This is a genomic window from Brevundimonas intermedia (assembly GCF_004614235.1).
Taxonomy (GTDB): Bacteria; Pseudomonadota; Alphaproteobacteria; order Caulobacterales; family Caulobacteraceae; genus Brevundimonas; species Brevundimonas intermedia_A.
Window position 1 is genome coordinate 1,528,105 of sequence record NZ_SPVH01000006.1, and the last position, 14,953, is coordinate 1,543,057.

Below are 14,953 nucleotides of genomic sequence, written 5' to 3' on the forward strand. Positions count from 1 at the left end.
TCGGCGTTCGAGCCTTTCGCGTCGGCTGGCGTCAGCCCGGCGAAATCATCTTCTCGGGACGGACCGCCTCGTCGAACTCGGCGTCGGTCAGATAGCCGCCGCCGACGGCTTCCTCGCGCAGGGTGGTGCCGTTCTTGTGTGCGGTCTTGGCGATCTTGGCGCACAGGTCATAGCCCAGCTTGCCGTTCAGGGCCGTGACCAGCATCAGCGAGTTGTTCAGGCCGCGGGCGATGTTGTCTTCGCGGGCCTCGATGCCGACGACGCAGTTGTCGGTGAAGCTGATGGCCGCGTCGGCGACCAGACGCACCGACTGCAGGAAATTGTAGGCCATGACGGGGTTGTAGACGTTCAGCTCGAAATGCCCCTGGGAGCCGGCGAAGGTGATGGCGGCGTTGTTGCCGAACACTTGGACGCAGACCTGGGTCAGGGCCTCGCACTGGGTCGGATTGACCTTGCCCGGCATGATCGAAGAACCCGGCTCGTTTTCCGGCAGGGCCAGTTCGCCCAGGCCTGAACGCGGACCGGAGCCCAAGAAGCGGATGTCGTTGGCGATCTTGAACAGCGAGGCGGCGACCGTGTTGATCGCGCCGTGGCTGAAGACCATCGCGTCGTGGGCGGCCAGGGCCTCGAACTTGTTCGGCGCCGTGGTGAAGGGCAGGCCGGTGATCTCGGCGATCTGGGCTGCGACCTTTTCCGCGAAACCGACGGGGGCGTTCAGGCCGGTGCCGACGGCGGTGCCGCCCTGGGCCAGTTCCATCAGCTTGGGCAGGGTCTGTTCGATGCGCTCGATGCCGTTGGCGACCTGTTGCGCATAGCCGCCGAACTCCTGACCCAGCGTCAGGGGGGTGGCGTCCTGGGTGTGCGTGCGGCCGATCTTGATGATGTGGGCCCAGGCCTTGGCCTTGGCGTCCAGGGCGGCGTGCAGATGCTTCAGGGCCGGGATCAGGTCTTTGACCACCTGTTCTGCGCAGGCCACGTGCATGGCCGTCGGATAGGTGTCGTTAGACGACTGGCTCATGTTGACGTGGTCGTTGGGGTGGACCGGCTTCTTGGAGCCCATCTCGCCGCCCAGGATCTCGATGGCGCGGTTCGAGATCACCTCATTGGCGTTCATGTTCGACTGGGTGCCGGAGCCCGTCTGCCAGACGACCAGCGGGAAGTGGTCGTTCAGCTTGCCTTCGATGACCTCGTTGGCGGCTTTGACGATGGCGTCGGCCAAGGCCGGATCCAGCTTGCCCAGGTCGCGGTTGGTCTCGGCGGCGGCGCGCTTGACGATGCCCAGGGCGCGCACGACCGGCAGAGGCTGCTTCTCCCAGCCGATCTTGAAATTGCCCAGCGACCGCTGCGCCTGAGCGCCCCAGTAGCGATCGGCGGCCACTTCGATGGGGCCGAAGGTATCGGTTTCGGTACGGACGTTGCTCATGCGCGGAATCTCGTCTCTCAGGCGTGGCGATGGGTTGCGCGGCGGTGTAGCACGAGAGCCATGCAGGACAAGACGAGCGCAGACATCCTCAGATCGGCAGGCGTCGCATGACCGCCGGCTGGATCGGGACCGGCAAGGTCCGGGCGCGCGAGGATGGCGACGCGGTCGAGATCGTCATCGACGGCCTAACCACGCAGGCCAAATATTACAAGCCGCTGGTCTACGAGTTCATGCGTAAGGAATGGCGCGGGGCGCGGCCGTCATGGGGCGACCATGTCGTCGAGATCCGCATGGAGCATGTCGGCGAGCCGCCGTGGATGGATCTGGACAACCTGGCCAAGGCCCTGCTCGATTCCATCAAGGGCTATTTGTTCCACGACGACGCCCAGGTCGCGCGACTGGTGGTCGAACGGCGCGAGGGCGAGCGGGAGCGGATTACGATCCGCTCCTATCCGCGACGGGACTGAAGGCGGTTATTTCTTGCGGAACTGGTCCAGCGAGACGACCTTGGGGCCTTCCGAGGATGGGTCGGTGTCCTGTGGCGGGATCGGCTCTTCCTCGACCACTTCCAGAAGCTGCGGATCCTCGAACTGCAGCAGGAACTGCACACTGGGATCGTAGAACCGCGTGACGGCCGAATAGGGGATGACCAGGCTCTTGGGCATGCCGCCGAAACGCAGTTTGACCGAGAAGCGTTGGGGCTCGACGCGCAGATCGTCGTACTGGTGCTGCAGAACGACCGTCATCTCTTCCGGGTATTTCGCCAGGATGTCGGGCGCGACGCTGACGCCGACGGCGCGCGTCTTGAAGGTGATGTAGAAGTGATGCGCACCGGGCAGGCCTTCGGCCAGCACCCGTTCCAGCGCAGCGCGCATGACGCCGCGCAGCGCCTCTTGCGCCAGCTGCTCGTAATGCATCTCATCGACCGGAGGGGCCTGGTCGCTCATCGTCACCTCGCAATAGAGCGCGACTGATAGACGTGCGGATGCGATGGCGAAAGATGCCTTGAGAGTTAAGCGAACCGATTTGTCGCCATACCGATGATTTGGAAAAGCGCCGGGATTCTGTTGCCAGGCTCCCGACAGGCCCCGCCCAAGGATCTGAACCCCTAGGACTTAAGATTCGAAATCACCCGAACCGCATTACGCGGCGAGAGCGACTTCTCCAGCGAAGTTATCGTTCGCAGTTAGAAAATGGCCCGATACGGTGGGCCAGGACGAGCGAAAGCAATCCTCTTTACACGTCCGTCGATGCTAGTCGGCCCCATGCTGCCTCCGCCGATAACGCGGGGAGAAAGTTGGTGGAGCCGCCGGGAATCGCACCCGGGTCCGGTCCGCTTATTACAAGCGCGTTTATCGCTATAGTCCGGCCGAAACCGGACAGGACCAATATAGGCGCTGACTGGACGCATTCCAAGCGCCGCTTTCAAGTCAGACGCGCGGCCAGTCCGGCGTCTGTTGACGAAACCAGGTCAACTGGCGTTTGGCGTAGTTCCGCGTGGCCTGTTTCAGGGCGGATACGGCGTCGTCTCGCGTCAGTTCTCCAGTCAGATAGGCCGCCAGTTCACGCACGCCGACGGCTTTCATGGCGGGCAGGCTGTCCGATAGACCGCGCGCGGCCAAAGCGGCGACCTCATCCACAGCTCCCTGTTCAAGCATCAGGTCCACGCGAGCGTCACAGTTTTGATAGAGGCGCTGCCGGTCAGGCTCGACGACCTGTCCAATCCAAGACCCGTATGGCAGCAGGGGTTTCGTATCGGCCTTCCAGTCGCTGAGCGATCGGCCGCTGGCGGCGAAGACGCTCATGGCCCGCACCAATCTTTGCCGGTCGCCCCTTTCGATGGCGCGCGCAGCGTCGGAATCGGCTTGGGCCAGTCGTGCACGGAACGCCGTCTCGCCCTCGATTGCATATTCGGCCTCGACTGCGTCACGCGTCACCAGCGGGACGGGAGGAATGTCCGCCAAGCCCCGCGTGAGGCTCATGAAATACAGCCCAGTGCCTCCGACGAGGATGGCCGAACGCCCGTCCGCGCGAAGTTCATCGAGGATGTCCAAAGCCGCGCGGCTCCAGCGCCCGACCGACCAGGCGTCGGCCGCGTCGGCGACGCCGTAAAGGCGATGATCGGCCAGAGCTTCGTCCTCGGCGGACGGTCGCGCCGTCAGGATGCGCAGGTCGGCGTAAAGCTGCTGGCTGTCGGCATTGATGATCACCGCGCCGGTTTCACGCGCCATCTTCAGCGCGAGCGCCGACTTTCCCGATGCGGTCGGGCCGGCGATCAGGGTGATTGAGGGCGGCTGGGACAAATCGTGGCTCGCGGGATGGGTCCGACGGCGATAGAACGCGCGCATCATCGCCTGCAAGTCTTCTGGAGACCGCCTTGGTCGAACGCACCGCCGTCATCGCCGCCCTGGACGCCATCATCGATCCGGTTTCCGGCCAGGGTCTGGTCGCCGCCGGTCTGGTTCAGGGGCTGGTGGTGGCTGACGACCGCGCCGGGTTCGCGCTGGAGGTCGATCGCAGTCAGGCGGCCGCCTATGCGCCCGTTCGCGATGCGGCGGAGGCGGCGCTGAAGGCGTTGCCCGGAATGGCGCGTGTCTCCGTCATCCTGACCGCCGAGGCCAAGCCTGCCGCTGCGCCGCGCACGGCGGGCCTGTCCAAGGCGGCGGTCGATCAGGGACGGGCCAAGGCCCGGGTCGCAACTGACCGTCCTGCCCATGTCCGCCGTGTCCTGGCCGTCGCAAGCGGCAAGGGCGGCGTGGGCAAGTCGACCGTCGCCTTAAACCTGGCGGCTGCGCTGGCGGCCCGTGGGTTGTCAGTCGGCATTCTGGACGCCGACGTGTATGGTCCGTCGTTGCCGACGATGCTGGGGATCAGTGGTCAGCCGGCCTATGAGGACGGCGCCATCGTCCCGCACGTCGCCCATGGTCTGAAGGCCATGTCGGTCGGCCTGCTGACCAAGATGGACGACGCCATGATCTGGCGCGGCCCGATGGCGTCGCAAGCCATCACCCAGATGCTGACCCAGACCCGCTGGGGGACTGAAGAGGCGCCGCTGGACGTGCTGGTGGTCGATCTGCCGCCCGGCACAGGCGACGTGCAGTTGACCCTGATCCAGAAGACGCCGCTGGACGGCGCCGTCATCGTCTCGACGCCGCAGGAGGTAGCCCTGGCCGATGCGCGCCGGGCGCACACGCTGTTCCAGCGGGTCAATGTGCCGACGCTGGGCCTGATCGAGAACATGAGCGGTTCGGTGTTCGGTCAGGGCGGGGCCAAGGCCGAGGCGGAGCGTCTATCGATTCCCTTCCTTGGCGATATGCCGCTGGATGCCGCGCTGCGCGAAGGCGGGGACGCAGGCCGTCCTCCGGTTTCGGTTGATCCGTTGGGAGACATCGCCGAACGATTTGCTGTCATTGCCGGCCGTATCGTGGCTGCTCTCGACCTTTAGAAAATATCTGCGAGGGCGGGGTTTTCAAACGCAACCCTATTCGCCACCTTGGGTCTTGCCGATACCCAAGGAGATCCGATGAGCGTCGACGCCCTGTTCAGCCCATTCACCATCAAGGGGCTGACTCTACCCAACCGCATCGTCATGGCGCCCATGACGCGGTCGTTCTCCCCGAACGGCATCCCGACCTCCGATGTCGCCGCCTACTATCGCCGTCGCGCCGAGGGCGGGGTGGGCCTGATCGTTACCGAGGGGACGGTCGTCGAACGGCCGGCCGCGCGTAACGACGCCGCGGTGCCGGTTTTCCACGGCGAGGCCCTGCCGGAGTGGAAGTCCGTCGTGGAGGAAGTCCATGCCGCCGGCGGTCTGATCGCCCCGCAGATCTGGCACGTGGGATCGGCGCGGGGGCGCGGCGATGACTGGACGCCGCTGGGCAAGGTGGACAGCCCGTCGGGCATGACCGCGCCGGGCAAGGCGAAGTTCGAGCCGATGACCGAAGAGGACGTCGCCGACACCATCGCCGCCTTCGGACGCTCGGCCCGTGCGGCACGCGATCTCGGCTTTGACGCCGTCGAGATTCACGGCGCCCACGGCTATCTGATCGATCAGTTCTTCTGGGGCGGGCTGAACGCCCGCGAAGACCGCTGGGGTGGGCCGACCATCGCCGACCGCGCTCGTTTCGGCGCGGAAGTGGTCAAGGCGGTGCGCGAGGGCGTCGGCGACGACATCCCCGTCATCCTGCGCCTGTCACAGTGGAAACTTCAGGATTACACCGCCCGCATCGCCGAAACGCCGGAACAGATGGTCGAATGGCTGACGCCGCTGTCGGACGCCGGCGTCGATGTCTTCCACTGTTCGCAGCGCCGTTTCTGGGAGCCAGAGTTCGAGGGATCGGATCTGAACTTCGCCGGCTGGACCAAGAAGCTGATGGGCAAGCCGACCATCACGGTCGGCTCGGTCGGTCTGGACGGCGAATTCATCGCGGCCTTCGGCGGCGAGGGTTCCAAGCCCGCATCGCTGGACGGTCTGCTGCGACGTCTGGAGAACGAGGAGTTCGATCTGGTCGCCGTGGGCCGCGCGCTGCTGGCCGATCCGCAATGGGTCAACAAGATCCGCGACGGCCGTTCGGACGAACTGCGCAACTTCGAACGCGCGGACCTGATGACCCTGTCCTGACCCAATCAGTCGAGTCGGTTCAGGCCGGCTCGACGATCACGCCCGTGCCATAGCATAGCACCTCCGTCACGCCGGGCATGATCTCGGTGGCGTCATAGCGGACAGCCAGAATGGCGTTGGCGCCGTGCTCGGTCGCGTGTTTGACCAGTTCGTCATAGGCTTCCTGACGCCCGGCCTCGGCCAGTTTCACATAGGCGCCGACCCGACCGCCCAGCATCGATTGGACCCCGCCGATGGCGTCGGAGATGGCGTTGCGCGAACGCACCGTAACGCCGCGCACCAGGCCGATATGGCGGGTGATGCGAAAGCCGGGCAGGTCGTTGGTTGTGGTGACGTACATCGATGTCTCCTAGCGACGTTCCAGCACGCGGAAGGTAAAGGCGTGATCGTCCTTCTCGCCTGCCGGGTGCGATTCCGACGATACCTCGACCCAGGCCGTTTCGTCGAACGCCGGGAAGACCGCGTCGCCGTCGGGCGAAGCCTCGACCTCGGTGATATAGAGACGTCTGGCGCGGGGCAGGGCGGCCTCGAACAGGGCCGTGCCGCCGATGATGCAGATCTCGTCCACGCCGTCCTCCTCGGCCGTCTCGCGCCCGATCTCGATGGCTTCGTCCAGGGTGGCGCAGACCAGGGCGCCCTTGGACATGCCGTCGGCTTCGTAGGATTCGTCCCGCGTCAGCACCATGTTAAGCCGACCGGGCAGGGGCTTGAGCGGCAGGCTCTCCCAGGTCTTGCGGCCCATCAGGCAGGGCTTGCCCACAGTGATGGCCTTGAAGCGTTGCAGGTCCGATCGCAACCGCCAGGGCAGGTCGCCGTCGCGGCCGATGACGCCGTTGCTTCCGCGGGCGACGACCAGAGAAATGATGGGTTGGGGCAAGAACCTTGACCGTATCGATGCGTTGGAGTGGCCCATCCCATGGACGCGAGCCCTGTCATGAGCAAGTACATCCCCGCCATCGTCGTCGGTTTCCTGGTCGCGGTCCTTGTCAGCGGGGGCTTGGCCTTCTTCTTTTCGTCAGCGGGCGCGGACGCCGGCTATCTGCCCATGATGGTCGGGGCCTTCCTGGGTGTGTTCACGGCCTACATCATGGCCAATCTGGCGGGGACCAAGCTGGGCAAGGCCGCGACGCCGGAGCAGAAGCAGGCCGTGCTGGAATTCCGGCCCCAGTTCCATGATCAGGCGCTTTTGATCGTCTATCGCGAAGGTTTCGTGGGCAAGGCGGCGGGCATGGACCTGTCGGTGGACGATCGTTTCGTGGCCCAGCTGAAGAGCCCGCGTTTCACCGCCATTTCGGTCTCGCCGGGCGGCCACCAGTTGTCGATGGCGTTCGGCGGTCTGGCGGGCAAGCAGAACAAGCCGACGCTGGAGGGCTTCATCGCCGCGCCCGGCGACGTGATCGCTTTTCGCGCCACGATGCAAATGGGCATGATGAAGAACCGGATCGTCGTCGAACGCATCCAGAGCGACGACGCTCTGGTCCAGCGCCTGAAGCCGATGATCATGATCGCGCCTGAAGTCTAGGTTGCGGTCGCGACCTCCGTTTGGGGCTCCAGCCAATTCAGCCATTTGCGCTGCATGGCCTGATCCAGGTCGATCCCGGCCCCTGCGCAATAGATCAGCAGCATGCCCAGCACGTCCGCCGCCTCATCCCCCAGCGCTTGGGCGTCGGGCGTGCCCCGCGCGCGGCCGGTCAGGCGCAGATGCTCGGCCGTCAGTTCGCCCAGCTCTTCCTGAAGTTTCAGCAGCGCCCAATCCCGGTCGCGGTCGATCCTGTGTTCGGCCGCGTAGATGTCGGAGATGCGCAGGACCGAGGCTGTGAGGTTTTTTAAGTTCATCAGGTGCCGCCCCAGGTCAGCAATGCATCGCATTTTTCATGAGGTAAGCTGCGTTTGTGGTATTCCCTCAAGCATAATCTGAGCGCACTCGGTGAAATAATAGCATCGATTGGATTGCTAAATTTTATCTCGTCTTCGTCGCTCCAAAATCCGTATTTATCTATACGTTTGACGTAGATGTGCGCCTTTACTGGAAGCGAGAATTTCTTGGCAACATCTAATATTGTAACTCCGTCCAGAATGGCCGTGCGGTTGGTGTCGATAAAATCGCGCAGGTCTTCATCGGTTAACAAATCGACATAGCTTGTTACAATCTGGCTTCCGTTCAATAGCGCATCGAGTTCGCACCAAGGCTGCTGCATAGATTTCGCAAGCTTGGCGGCTAAAGTGCTTTTCCCTGACCCAGGAAAGCCATCCAGCAGGATGTAGCCCTCTGGCAGGCAGTCATGACTCAACCAGTCGGCTAGTGCGCTGGTGTTGGAAAACTCGATGGGTTTCAAATAGCCACGGCCGCCTTGATGTGCGGCCACGCTTCGTAACTCTCAAGCGTGAAATCGGACAGGTCGAAGGCGAACAGGTCGGTCTTGGGGGCGATGTGCATGACCGGCAGGGGCAGGGGCTCGCGGGTCAGCTGAAGCTCGGCTTGGTCCAGGTGGTTCAGATACAGGTGGGCGTCGCCGAAGGTGTGGACGAAGTCGCCCGGCTCCAACCCCACGACCTGGGCCAACATCATGGTCAGCAGGGCGTAGGAGGCGATGTTGAACGGCACGCCCAGGAAGACGTCGGCGCTGCGCTGATACAGCTGGCAACTCAGTTTTCCATCGGCGACGAAGAACTGGAACAGGCAGTGGCAGGGCGGCAGGGCCATGTCGTCGACGTCGGCGGGGTTCCAGGCGGTGACGATGTGGCGGCGGCTGTTGGGATTGGTCTTCAGGCCGTGGACCAGTTTCTCGATCTGGTCGATGACGCGGCCGTCCGGCGCGGTCCACGAGCGCCATTGCTTGCCATAGACCGGACCCAGCTCGCCGTCGGCGTCGGCCCATTCGTCCCAGATGCGGACGCCGTTGTCCTTCAGATAGGCGATGTTTGTCTCGCCCCGCAGAAACCACAGCAATTCGACGATGATCGAGCGCAAATGTAGCTTCTTGGTCGTCAGGACGGGAAAGCCCTTGGACAGGTCGAACCGCATCTGGCGGCCGAAGACGCCCAGGGTGCCCGTACCAGTGCGGTCGTCGCGACGCACCCCATTGTCCAGGATGTCGCGTAGCAGGTTCAGATACTGCCGCTCGGGATGATCGGCGGGCGCGGCGGCGATGCGGGCCTTCACGTCGGCCTGAAGCGTGGCGTGGATCATCTGAACGGTCATGGTTTCAAGTTGCCTCAGAATTCGATTCGGGGTCGCGGCAAATCGGCGGCGTCCACAGGAATTGTTTCGCTCGGACAGGGGTGATCGGCTTCGCGCTTTCGCAGCGAAGTTATTGGAGGGTTGGGCGGAGCGCCGGGCCTTCGCCCGGAGTGTGTTTGTGTTGTTACCGTTTCGACGAAGGGTTGACGCTCCGCGCGGAAGGTTGGCCTGCAAGCTCGGGGCGTCGAGCGGTGGCGGTCTTATCGCCTAACCCCATAAGCCTGCGACGGGTCGGCAGCCCCTGCGAGGGCTGTCCCGAGTGCGGCCGAGTATCCCCCTCGACCCTCCGACACCGCTCCATGAGTCGATGTCAGCGCGGGCCGTTTCAGACCCGCTCCCGTTCCATCCGCTCCCGCCGCCGCAAGGTCGCAGGCCAAGCGAGCCCTCCGATGCGACGGGACGGGTCTAGAATACGCGCGTTTCGGAAGGGGGATGGAAGAAGGGCGACATAAATCGGCAAGCGATTGAAATCACTGCGAATGGACCAGCGTCATTGTGATGGCTGGGCGCATTCTCCCTCCCCTTCATGGGGAGGGGCGGCGAAGCGGAGCGAAGCCGGGGTGGGGACGTGTGAAGCGTTGCGCCTGTCCTTACGGCCCCACCCGGATCGCTGCGCGATCGTCCCTCCCCATAAGGGGAGGGAGAGGCGCCTGGGGGGCTTTGGGAGGAGACGGTGCGCTTCAGCCGCCGAAACCGCCTTTGTCGAGGAAGGCCTGTTCTTCTGCCGTCGTTTCTCGGCCCAGGGCGGCGTTGCGGTGGGGGAAGCGACCGAAGCGGAAGATGATGTCGCGGTGGAGCTTGCCCCATTTCTCCAGCTCTTCGTCGCCGGCGATCAGGGCCATGTAGCGGTCCTGGTCCTCGATCCGTTCGGAGTGTTCGAAGGGCAGCAGGAGGAAGTTCTTCAGCTCGGGTTCGACCTGAAGATGCAGGTCGCGCGCCACGGCCTGATTGGCGAACATCAGGGCCAGCGGGTCGGTGGCGAACTGATGCGCCGTGCCGCGGAAGCTGTTCCTGGGATATTGGTCCAGCAGGATCAGCAGGGCCAGGGCCCCGTCCGGCGTCTCCATCCAGTCGTCCAGTTCGCGGCGCGCCGCCGTCCAGTGAACCGCGCGGCCACGATCGCGCAAATCGGCGTCGAACGCCTCGTCCTTGGCGAACCACTTTTCGGGTCCGGCCTCTTTCCAGAAGGCGACGACGGAGGAAGGGGTTATGAAGACGGTCATGACCCAGACCTTATCCAATCCGCTGCCCGTCTTCCATGACCGCGACTGCGACCTTTCGATCATTCGCGGCAAGCGCGTGGCCATGATCGGTTACGGCAGTCAGGGGCGGACCCATACGCTGAACCTGCGCGATTCAGGGGTGGCGGACATCGTCGTGGGGCTGAAGGCGGGCTCGAAGACCCGTGAACTGGCGCGGGCGGATGGGTTCGCGGTGATGACGGCCGGGCAGGCCGCCGCCGGGGCCGACGTGATCGCGGTCATGACCTCGGACGAGGCGCATCGCGACCTGTGGCGCGACGAACTGGAGCCGAACGTGCGGCCCGGCGCGGCCCTGGTGTTCGCCCACGGCCTGTCGGTGCGGTTCGGCCTGGTGGAGCCCCGCGCCGACCTGGACGTCATCCTGGCGTCTCCCAAGGGCATCGGGCCACGCATCCGCGACCTTTACGAGGCCGGGGAGGGGGTCTTCTGCCTATTCGGGGTGCATCAGGACGCGTCGGGCGGCGCGCACGCCCTGGGCCTGTCCTATGCGGCGGCGCTGGGGTGCGGGCGCAAGGGCATTCTGGAAACGACGATGCGGGACGAGTGCGAGAGCGATCTGTTCGGCGAGCAGGTGGTGCTGTGCGGCGGGATCGCCGAACTGATCGACGGGGCCTTCATTAAGTTGGTGGACGCTGGTTATCCGCCCGAGGTGGCCTGGTTCGAATGTTTCTACGAGACCAAGCTGGTGACCGACCTGATGTACGAACGGGGCATCGCCGGAGCCTTCGCCAAGATCTCCAACACGGCGGAATACGGGGCCTATCTGACCGGACCGCGCATTATCAACGCCGCGTCCCGCGCTGCGATGGATGAGGTGCTGGCCGAGGTTCAGGGCGGAGAATTTGTGCGCCGGCTGATGGCGGATTACGACGCCGGGTCGCCGGATCTGCTGGCGCGTCGCAAGGCGCTGGGGCTGCGGACCATCGAATCGGTGGGGGCGCATCTGAACGCCGTGGCGCGTCAGGCGATGGAGACGGCGGCGAACGACGATGTTGAAAACAGCATGGACCGCGGGTGAAAACCCGCCGTCGCGCCGTCGATATCTCTAAAGAGAAGATGGTCGGAGTGAGAGGATTCGAACCTCCGACCCCTGCGTCCCGAACGCAGTGCTCTACCAGGCTGAGCCACACTCCGACCGTGGGGGCGGGCCTGGCGGCGTCGCCCCGAAGTGAGGACGCGGCTTATAGCCATGGGTTCGGGAGGCCGCAAGCGTCCATTTCACCCCAACTTCGCGGTGCGTGAAAATAGTCCTGAAAGAGGGTGTTGCATCCCAAAACCGCTTGGCGTATCTGACCGCCTCCGCCGCACAGAGTGCTTCGGAAACGCCGGTCCTGCTGGGGAATGGTGTAATGGTAACACTACGGTTTTTGGTACCGTCATTCTAGGTTCGAGTCCTAGTTCCCCAGCCATCCGTTTTTCGAACCCAAGCACAGCAACGATTTCCCGCTCTGTAAGGGTTTGACGGCCATGTCACCGATGCACATAGGTGATACACATGGCGGTAATGGAAAACGTAGTCAGGGTCGGAAAGTCATACAGGGTCCGCAAGCGCATACCGGCTGACTGTCGAGCCGCGTTCGGCATCAATGGGGAGTTCAAAACTGTCTCCCTCAAGACCACGAACAAGCGCGAGGCGCAGGAAAGGGCGGTGCCGATCCTGGCCGAGATTGACGCCAAGATTGCTGAAGCACGGGGCCTGGTCGCACCCCCTTCAGCAGACCGCCGGCTTAGCCCGGCTAGGGTCGAAGCCTTGATCCGGGAGTGGCGGTTTCGCGAGATCGACCGCGCCTATCACGACGCCTACAACGGCCACCGAGACACCCGCGACCCCATCGCGGTTTCGCAATTGCGCTATGCCCTCCAGCATCACTCGACGATCGACAGGATCGCCGACTTCGACGCCCGCATGGCGGCCGTTCTTGGCGTCACACCCCTGCATCCGGTCATCCAGCGGGCCGACGAACGCGAGCGGTTACGAATGGCATGGCATGACGTCGAGACTTTCACGGCCCGGTTCCCGACAGACCTGACTGGCTGGCCGGAGGAAGAGGAGGAGCCACTGATCTCGACTGCGGCCCCTGCGGTGCCCTCCCCGGTCAAGTTGGCCGGGATGAAGCTGTCGGAGTTGCGAGATGCATGGGGTGGCGTGAAACCGCTTGAGGCCCGCCAGAGCGGCTATATCCGCCGCCTCGTCGAGTTTCTTGGCGACGTGGACATCGCCACCATCCAGCCGCTCGATCTGGACCGCTTCTTGATCGAGTTGAAGCGGTTCCCGCTGACCAAGAAGCCGTCAGACGAACGTCTCCCATTCGCCGATCTGATCGCCGCCTACGAGGGAACGGATCAAGCCCGGCTCCATATCAAAACGATCTGGAATTGGACGGTTGTATACAAGGCCATGTTTGCCTTCGCGGTATCGCGCCGGCTGCTGGCCCATAACCCCGCGGCCGGCATGATGAAGAAACCTTCGAGCGAGGAGTCCAACGACCGCAACCCTTACTCGGAAGTCGATCTCGACTTCATCTTCACTCGGCCGATGTTCACCGGTTTCTCGGGTTCGGCCCACACCGGCTATCGTAACCAACCGGGCGAGCAAGTGGTCGAGGATGCGAAATACTGGTTGCCGATAGTCGCCCTCCACACCGGGATGCGACTTGAGGAGCTGGCTTCGCTCAAGACGTCCGAGATCATCAGCGAAGGCGAGGCACTGGCGTTTGATCTGACCAAGCGACCGCTCAAGGGAAACGATGGTGTCAAAAACGGCTCGGCCCGGCGCGTCATTCCCCTCCACAAGCGACTGTACGACCTGGGCTTTGCTGACTGGATGATGGCCCGCGCCGACAACCAGACGCACGTCTTCGCTGATTTGACAACGGACGGCCAAGGCAAGCGGGGCTCGAAGTTCAGCAAATGGTGGGGCTTGTGGTGCCAGTCCAACGCCAACAGGGCGGGTGAGGGGATTGATGACCCGTCTCTGACCTTTCACTCGTTCAGGCACTCGTTCAAACGCGCTGCCCGCCAAAGCCCAGTCAAAGAGGAGGTCCATGATCTTCTGACCGGCCATCAACAAGGCAATAGTGTCGCGCGATCTTATGGCTCCGGGGTGGACCTCGTGACCCTGAAAATCGCTATCGATCAGATCAATATCCACTGGCCCTGACACATCGCTGTCGCGGGTACGGCGCGCGGTGATTTCGACGCCGCGCCGAGCCTGCATGCTCCCCTTGATTGCGGTTCGAGGTGGGTCCTTGCCAGCCAGCAGTGCTCCCTAACCCGTCCCTGCAAGCCGATGTTGGCTAGAACGGTGAAAACGGGCGATTTGCAGTCCCGTCACGACTGGGTTTGCTGGGCGCGGTCCGGGCGGCGCCTACGGCGCCGACGACGGCGCCCGCGGCAGCGTCCCCGTACGATTAGCCTGCCCGCCATGCTGCCGGAGCCGGGTTGTCGCATGATGCCGACCATCTCAAGGCGTTCGCCTACGAAGCCCGTCATGCCGACCGGCTCGCGCGCCCATTTGACCGACGACCCGGCGGACGGCCTCCATTTCTCGCCTCGCTGTGGTTCTCGCCCTACCGGATCGCCTCATCCCTCAGGACGGAATCGCGACCACACGCCGTCCAAATCGTCGTTCCAGGCAGGAGATCCTCAAATTCTTGTGACGTAATCACCTCAGAGAAAAGGGATCCAAGACGGAAAATTCGACCTCCTAGGTCTGCAATCCCAGATGAGCACAAAGCCGACTCACTGCCAAAGGCTGGTGGACACGGACTCGCTCACCGGGTTCGTGACCGAGAACCATGACGGCTTGGCCGCATGAGGCTGAGCGCAGGAAGGCTGAGCAAGAAGTGGAGGCACACATAACGCCTTTGTCTACGTCTCCGCAAGAATTGCTGTAATGCTATCTGACTTATTGCTTGACGGGAAATTCAATGTTCTCAAAATGACTGTTGACTGGTTTCAGTGGGAAGTTTACGACGAATCTACTGGACCCCGCGCAAGATGGTGGGAGCGTTGAAATCGTAAACAACCCATTGCTTGACCGCTAAGTCATGCGTTATTTACTGTCTGCTTGCGTGATCGTGTCTGTTGAGGCGCGCGACGTCAGTACTCTAAGAGTGCAATAAGAATTTAGGTCGGATGAGATGAGGCAGAGGGTTCTGCCGTTCCGGCGCGGATCGGAGAATGAAATGCAGAATGCTAACGTACAGCCTGAAACGGTCTGGACCGCCACGGAAGACCGTGCATGGGACGCAACTATCGTCCTGGCCAGCGCCCGTCTCGCTAATCCAAACACGCAGCTAAGCAGTAAAGACCTACAGGACTGGCTTCGGGACACGTTCAGGACGTTGCAGGCGTTATGTGATCCAATCGTAGGATCTAAGCCTGACACCCGCTCAGTGGTGCCG

At 63.3% G+C, this 14,953-nt stretch carries 15 protein-coding genes, 2 tRNA genes and 1 other RNA gene; 7 read left to right on the top strand and 11 right to left on the bottom strand.

The genetic code is table 11. The features are described from left to right. Positions 1 to 31: 31 nt before the first annotated feature. Positions 32 to 1,423, bottom strand: a complete 1,392-nt coding sequence (fumC, locus tag EGY25_RS13935) for a class II fumarate hydratase (RefSeq protein WP_135195528.1) — start codon at positions 1,421 to 1,423, stop codon at positions 32 to 34. A 107-nt stretch (positions 1,424 to 1,530) separates the two neighbouring features. On the opposite strand from fumC, the gene EGY25_RS13940 reads away from it, so the two are divergent. Further along, the gene (locus tag EGY25_RS13940; protein WP_135195529.1) at positions 1,531 to 1,890 is read left to right on the top strand and encodes a RusA family crossover junction endodeoxyribonuclease; all 360 of its coding nucleotides are present in this window, start codon (positions 1,531 to 1,533) and stop codon (positions 1,888 to 1,890) included. 6 nt (positions 1,891 to 1,896) lie between these two features. Here EGY25_RS13940 and EGY25_RS13945 read toward each other — a convergent pair whose 3' ends face one another. From EGY25_RS13945 to miaA, 3 genes are all read right to left on the bottom strand, one after another. Continuing rightward, positions 1,897 to 2,370: an SspB family protein gene (locus tag EGY25_RS13945; protein WP_135195530.1), complete on the bottom strand. Its 474-nt coding sequence runs from the start codon at positions 2,368 to 2,370 to the stop codon at positions 1,897 to 1,899. Between the two features lie 105 nt (positions 2,371 to 2,475). Next, positions 2,476 to 2,843: a transfer-messenger RNA gene (gene ssrA, locus EGY25_RS13950) on the bottom strand. A gap of 10 nt (positions 2,844 to 2,853) precedes the next feature. Beyond that, positions 2,854 to 3,726 (bottom strand): tRNA (adenosine(37)-N6)-dimethylallyltransferase MiaA, encoded by an 873-nt coding sequence (gene miaA, locus EGY25_RS13955; RefSeq protein WP_280643956.1) that lies wholly within the window; start codon positions 3,724 to 3,726, stop codon positions 2,854 to 2,856. Positions 3,727 to 3,800: 74 nt separating this feature from the next. On the opposite strand from miaA, the gene EGY25_RS13960 reads away from it, so the two are divergent. Next, positions 3,801 to 4,868 (top strand): Mrp/NBP35 family ATP-binding protein, encoded by a 1,068-nt coding sequence (locus EGY25_RS13960; protein ID WP_135195532.1) that lies wholly within the window; start codon positions 3,801 to 3,803, stop codon positions 4,866 to 4,868. 78 nt (positions 4,869 to 4,946) lie between these two features. Next, positions 4,947 to 6,044: an NADH:flavin oxidoreductase gene (locus tag EGY25_RS13965; protein ID WP_135195533.1), complete on the top strand. Its 1,098-nt coding sequence runs from the start codon at positions 4,947 to 4,949 to the stop codon at positions 6,042 to 6,044. Positions 6,045 to 6,063: 19 nt separating this feature from the next. Here the strand turns inward: EGY25_RS13965 and EGY25_RS13970 are convergent, their stop codons facing one another. Continuing rightward, positions 6,064 to 6,384 carry a YbjQ family protein gene (locus EGY25_RS13970; RefSeq protein ID WP_135195534.1) on the bottom strand — a complete coding sequence of 107 codons (321 nt, stop codon included), beginning with the start codon at positions 6,382 to 6,384 and terminating at the stop codon, positions 6,064 to 6,066. 9 nt (positions 6,385 to 6,393) lie between these two features. Continuing rightward, positions 6,394 to 6,921 (bottom strand): dihydrofolate reductase, encoded by a 528-nt coding sequence (locus EGY25_RS13975; RefSeq protein ID WP_135195535.1) that lies wholly within the window; start codon positions 6,919 to 6,921, stop codon positions 6,394 to 6,396. Between the two features lie 57 nt (positions 6,922 to 6,978). Here EGY25_RS13975 and EGY25_RS13980 point away from each other — a divergent pair, with 57 nt between their 5' ends. Continuing rightward, positions 6,979 to 7,566 (top strand): hypothetical protein, encoded by a 588-nt coding sequence (locus tag EGY25_RS13980; RefSeq protein WP_135195536.1) that lies wholly within the window; start codon positions 6,979 to 6,981, stop codon positions 7,564 to 7,566. Here the strand turns inward: EGY25_RS13980 and EGY25_RS13985 are convergent. The 4 genes from EGY25_RS13985 to EGY25_RS14000 form a co-directional block, all read right to left on the bottom strand. Further along, positions 7,563 to 7,880, bottom strand: a complete 318-nt coding sequence (locus EGY25_RS13985) for a phosphoribosyl-ATP pyrophosphohydrolase (protein ID WP_135195537.1) — start codon at positions 7,878 to 7,880, stop codon at positions 7,563 to 7,565. The genes EGY25_RS13980 and EGY25_RS13985 overlap by 4 nt on opposite strands. Further along, entirely contained in the window at positions 7,880 to 8,410 is a 531-nt protein-coding gene (locus EGY25_RS13990) for a hypothetical protein (protein WP_135195538.1), read from the bottom strand. The genes EGY25_RS13985 and EGY25_RS13990 overlap by 1 nt, the downstream gene beginning before the upstream one ends. Further along, on the bottom strand, positions 8,377 to 9,234 hold the full coding sequence (locus EGY25_RS13995; protein ID WP_135195659.1) for a thymidylate synthase: 858 nt from the start codon (positions 9,232 to 9,234) through the stop codon (positions 8,377 to 8,379). Before EGY25_RS13995 ends, EGY25_RS13990 begins: the two co-directional genes overlap by 34 nt. Positions 9,235 to 9,965: 731 nt before the next feature. Then, the gene (locus tag EGY25_RS14000; protein WP_135195539.1) at positions 9,966 to 10,508 is read right to left on the bottom strand and encodes a DUF924 family protein; all 543 of its coding nucleotides are present in this window, start codon (positions 10,506 to 10,508) and stop codon (positions 9,966 to 9,968) included. Here EGY25_RS14000 and ilvC point away from each other — a divergent pair. Beyond that, on the top strand, positions 10,507 to 11,565 hold the full coding sequence (gene ilvC, locus EGY25_RS14005) for a ketol-acid reductoisomerase (RefSeq protein ID WP_135195540.1): 1,059 nt from the start codon (positions 10,507 to 10,509) through the stop codon (positions 11,563 to 11,565). The genes EGY25_RS14000 and ilvC overlap by 2 nt on opposite strands. A 39-nt stretch (positions 11,566 to 11,604) precedes the next feature. Here the strand turns inward: ilvC and EGY25_RS14010 are convergent. Next, a tRNA-Pro gene (locus tag EGY25_RS14010) sits at positions 11,605 to 11,681 on the bottom strand. Between the two features lie 201 nt (positions 11,682 to 11,882). Between EGY25_RS14010 and EGY25_RS14015 the strand changes: the two genes are divergently transcribed. Together EGY25_RS14015 and EGY25_RS14020 are read left to right on the top strand one after the other, a co-directional pair. Then, positions 11,883 to 11,956, top strand: a tRNA-Gln gene (locus EGY25_RS14015). Positions 11,957 to 12,042: 86 nt separating this feature from the next. Further along, positions 12,043 to 13,707 (top strand): site-specific integrase, encoded by a 1,665-nt coding sequence (locus tag EGY25_RS14020; RefSeq protein WP_135195541.1) that lies wholly within the window; start codon positions 12,043 to 12,045, stop codon positions 13,705 to 13,707. Positions 13,708 to 14,953 lie beyond the last annotated feature (1,246 nt).

Coding starts and splice junctions, on each gene's coding strand:
- EGY25_RS13945 (WP_135195530.1), bottom strand. CDS start 2,370: ATGAGCGACCAGGCCCCTCCGGTCGATGAGATGCATTACGAGCAGCTG.
- EGY25_RS13940 (WP_135195529.1), top strand. CDS start 1,531: ATGACCGCCGGCTGGATCGGGACCGGCAAGGTCCGGGCGCGCGAGGAT.
- EGY25_RS13995 (WP_135195659.1), bottom strand. CDS start 9,234: ATGATCCACGCCACGCTTCAGGCCGACGTGAAGGCCCGCATCGCCGCC.
- EGY25_RS14000 (WP_135195539.1), bottom strand. CDS start 10,508: ATGACCGTCTTCATAACCCCTTCCTCCGTCGTCGCCTTCTGGAAAGAG.
- ilvC (WP_135195540.1), top strand. CDS start 10,507: ATGACCCAGACCTTATCCAATCCGCTGCCCGTCTTCCATGACCGCGAC.
- EGY25_RS13985 (WP_135195537.1), bottom strand. CDS start 7,880: ATGAACTTAAAAAACCTCACAGCCTCGGTCCTGCGCATCTCCGACATC.
- EGY25_RS13970 (WP_135195534.1), bottom strand. CDS start 6,384: ATGTACGTCACCACAACCAACGACCTGCCCGGCTTTCGCATCACCCGC.
- fumC (WP_135195528.1), bottom strand. CDS start 1,423: ATGAGCAACGTCCGTACCGAAACCGATACCTTCGGCCCCATCGAAGTG.
- EGY25_RS13965 (WP_135195533.1), top strand. CDS start 4,947: ATGAGCGTCGACGCCCTGTTCAGCCCATTCACCATCAAGGGGCTGACT.
- EGY25_RS14020 (WP_135195541.1), top strand. CDS start 12,043: ATGGCGGTAATGGAAAACGTAGTCAGGGTCGGAAAGTCATACAGGGTC.
- EGY25_RS13980 (WP_135195536.1), top strand. CDS start 6,979: ATGAGCAAGTACATCCCCGCCATCGTCGTCGGTTTCCTGGTCGCGGTC.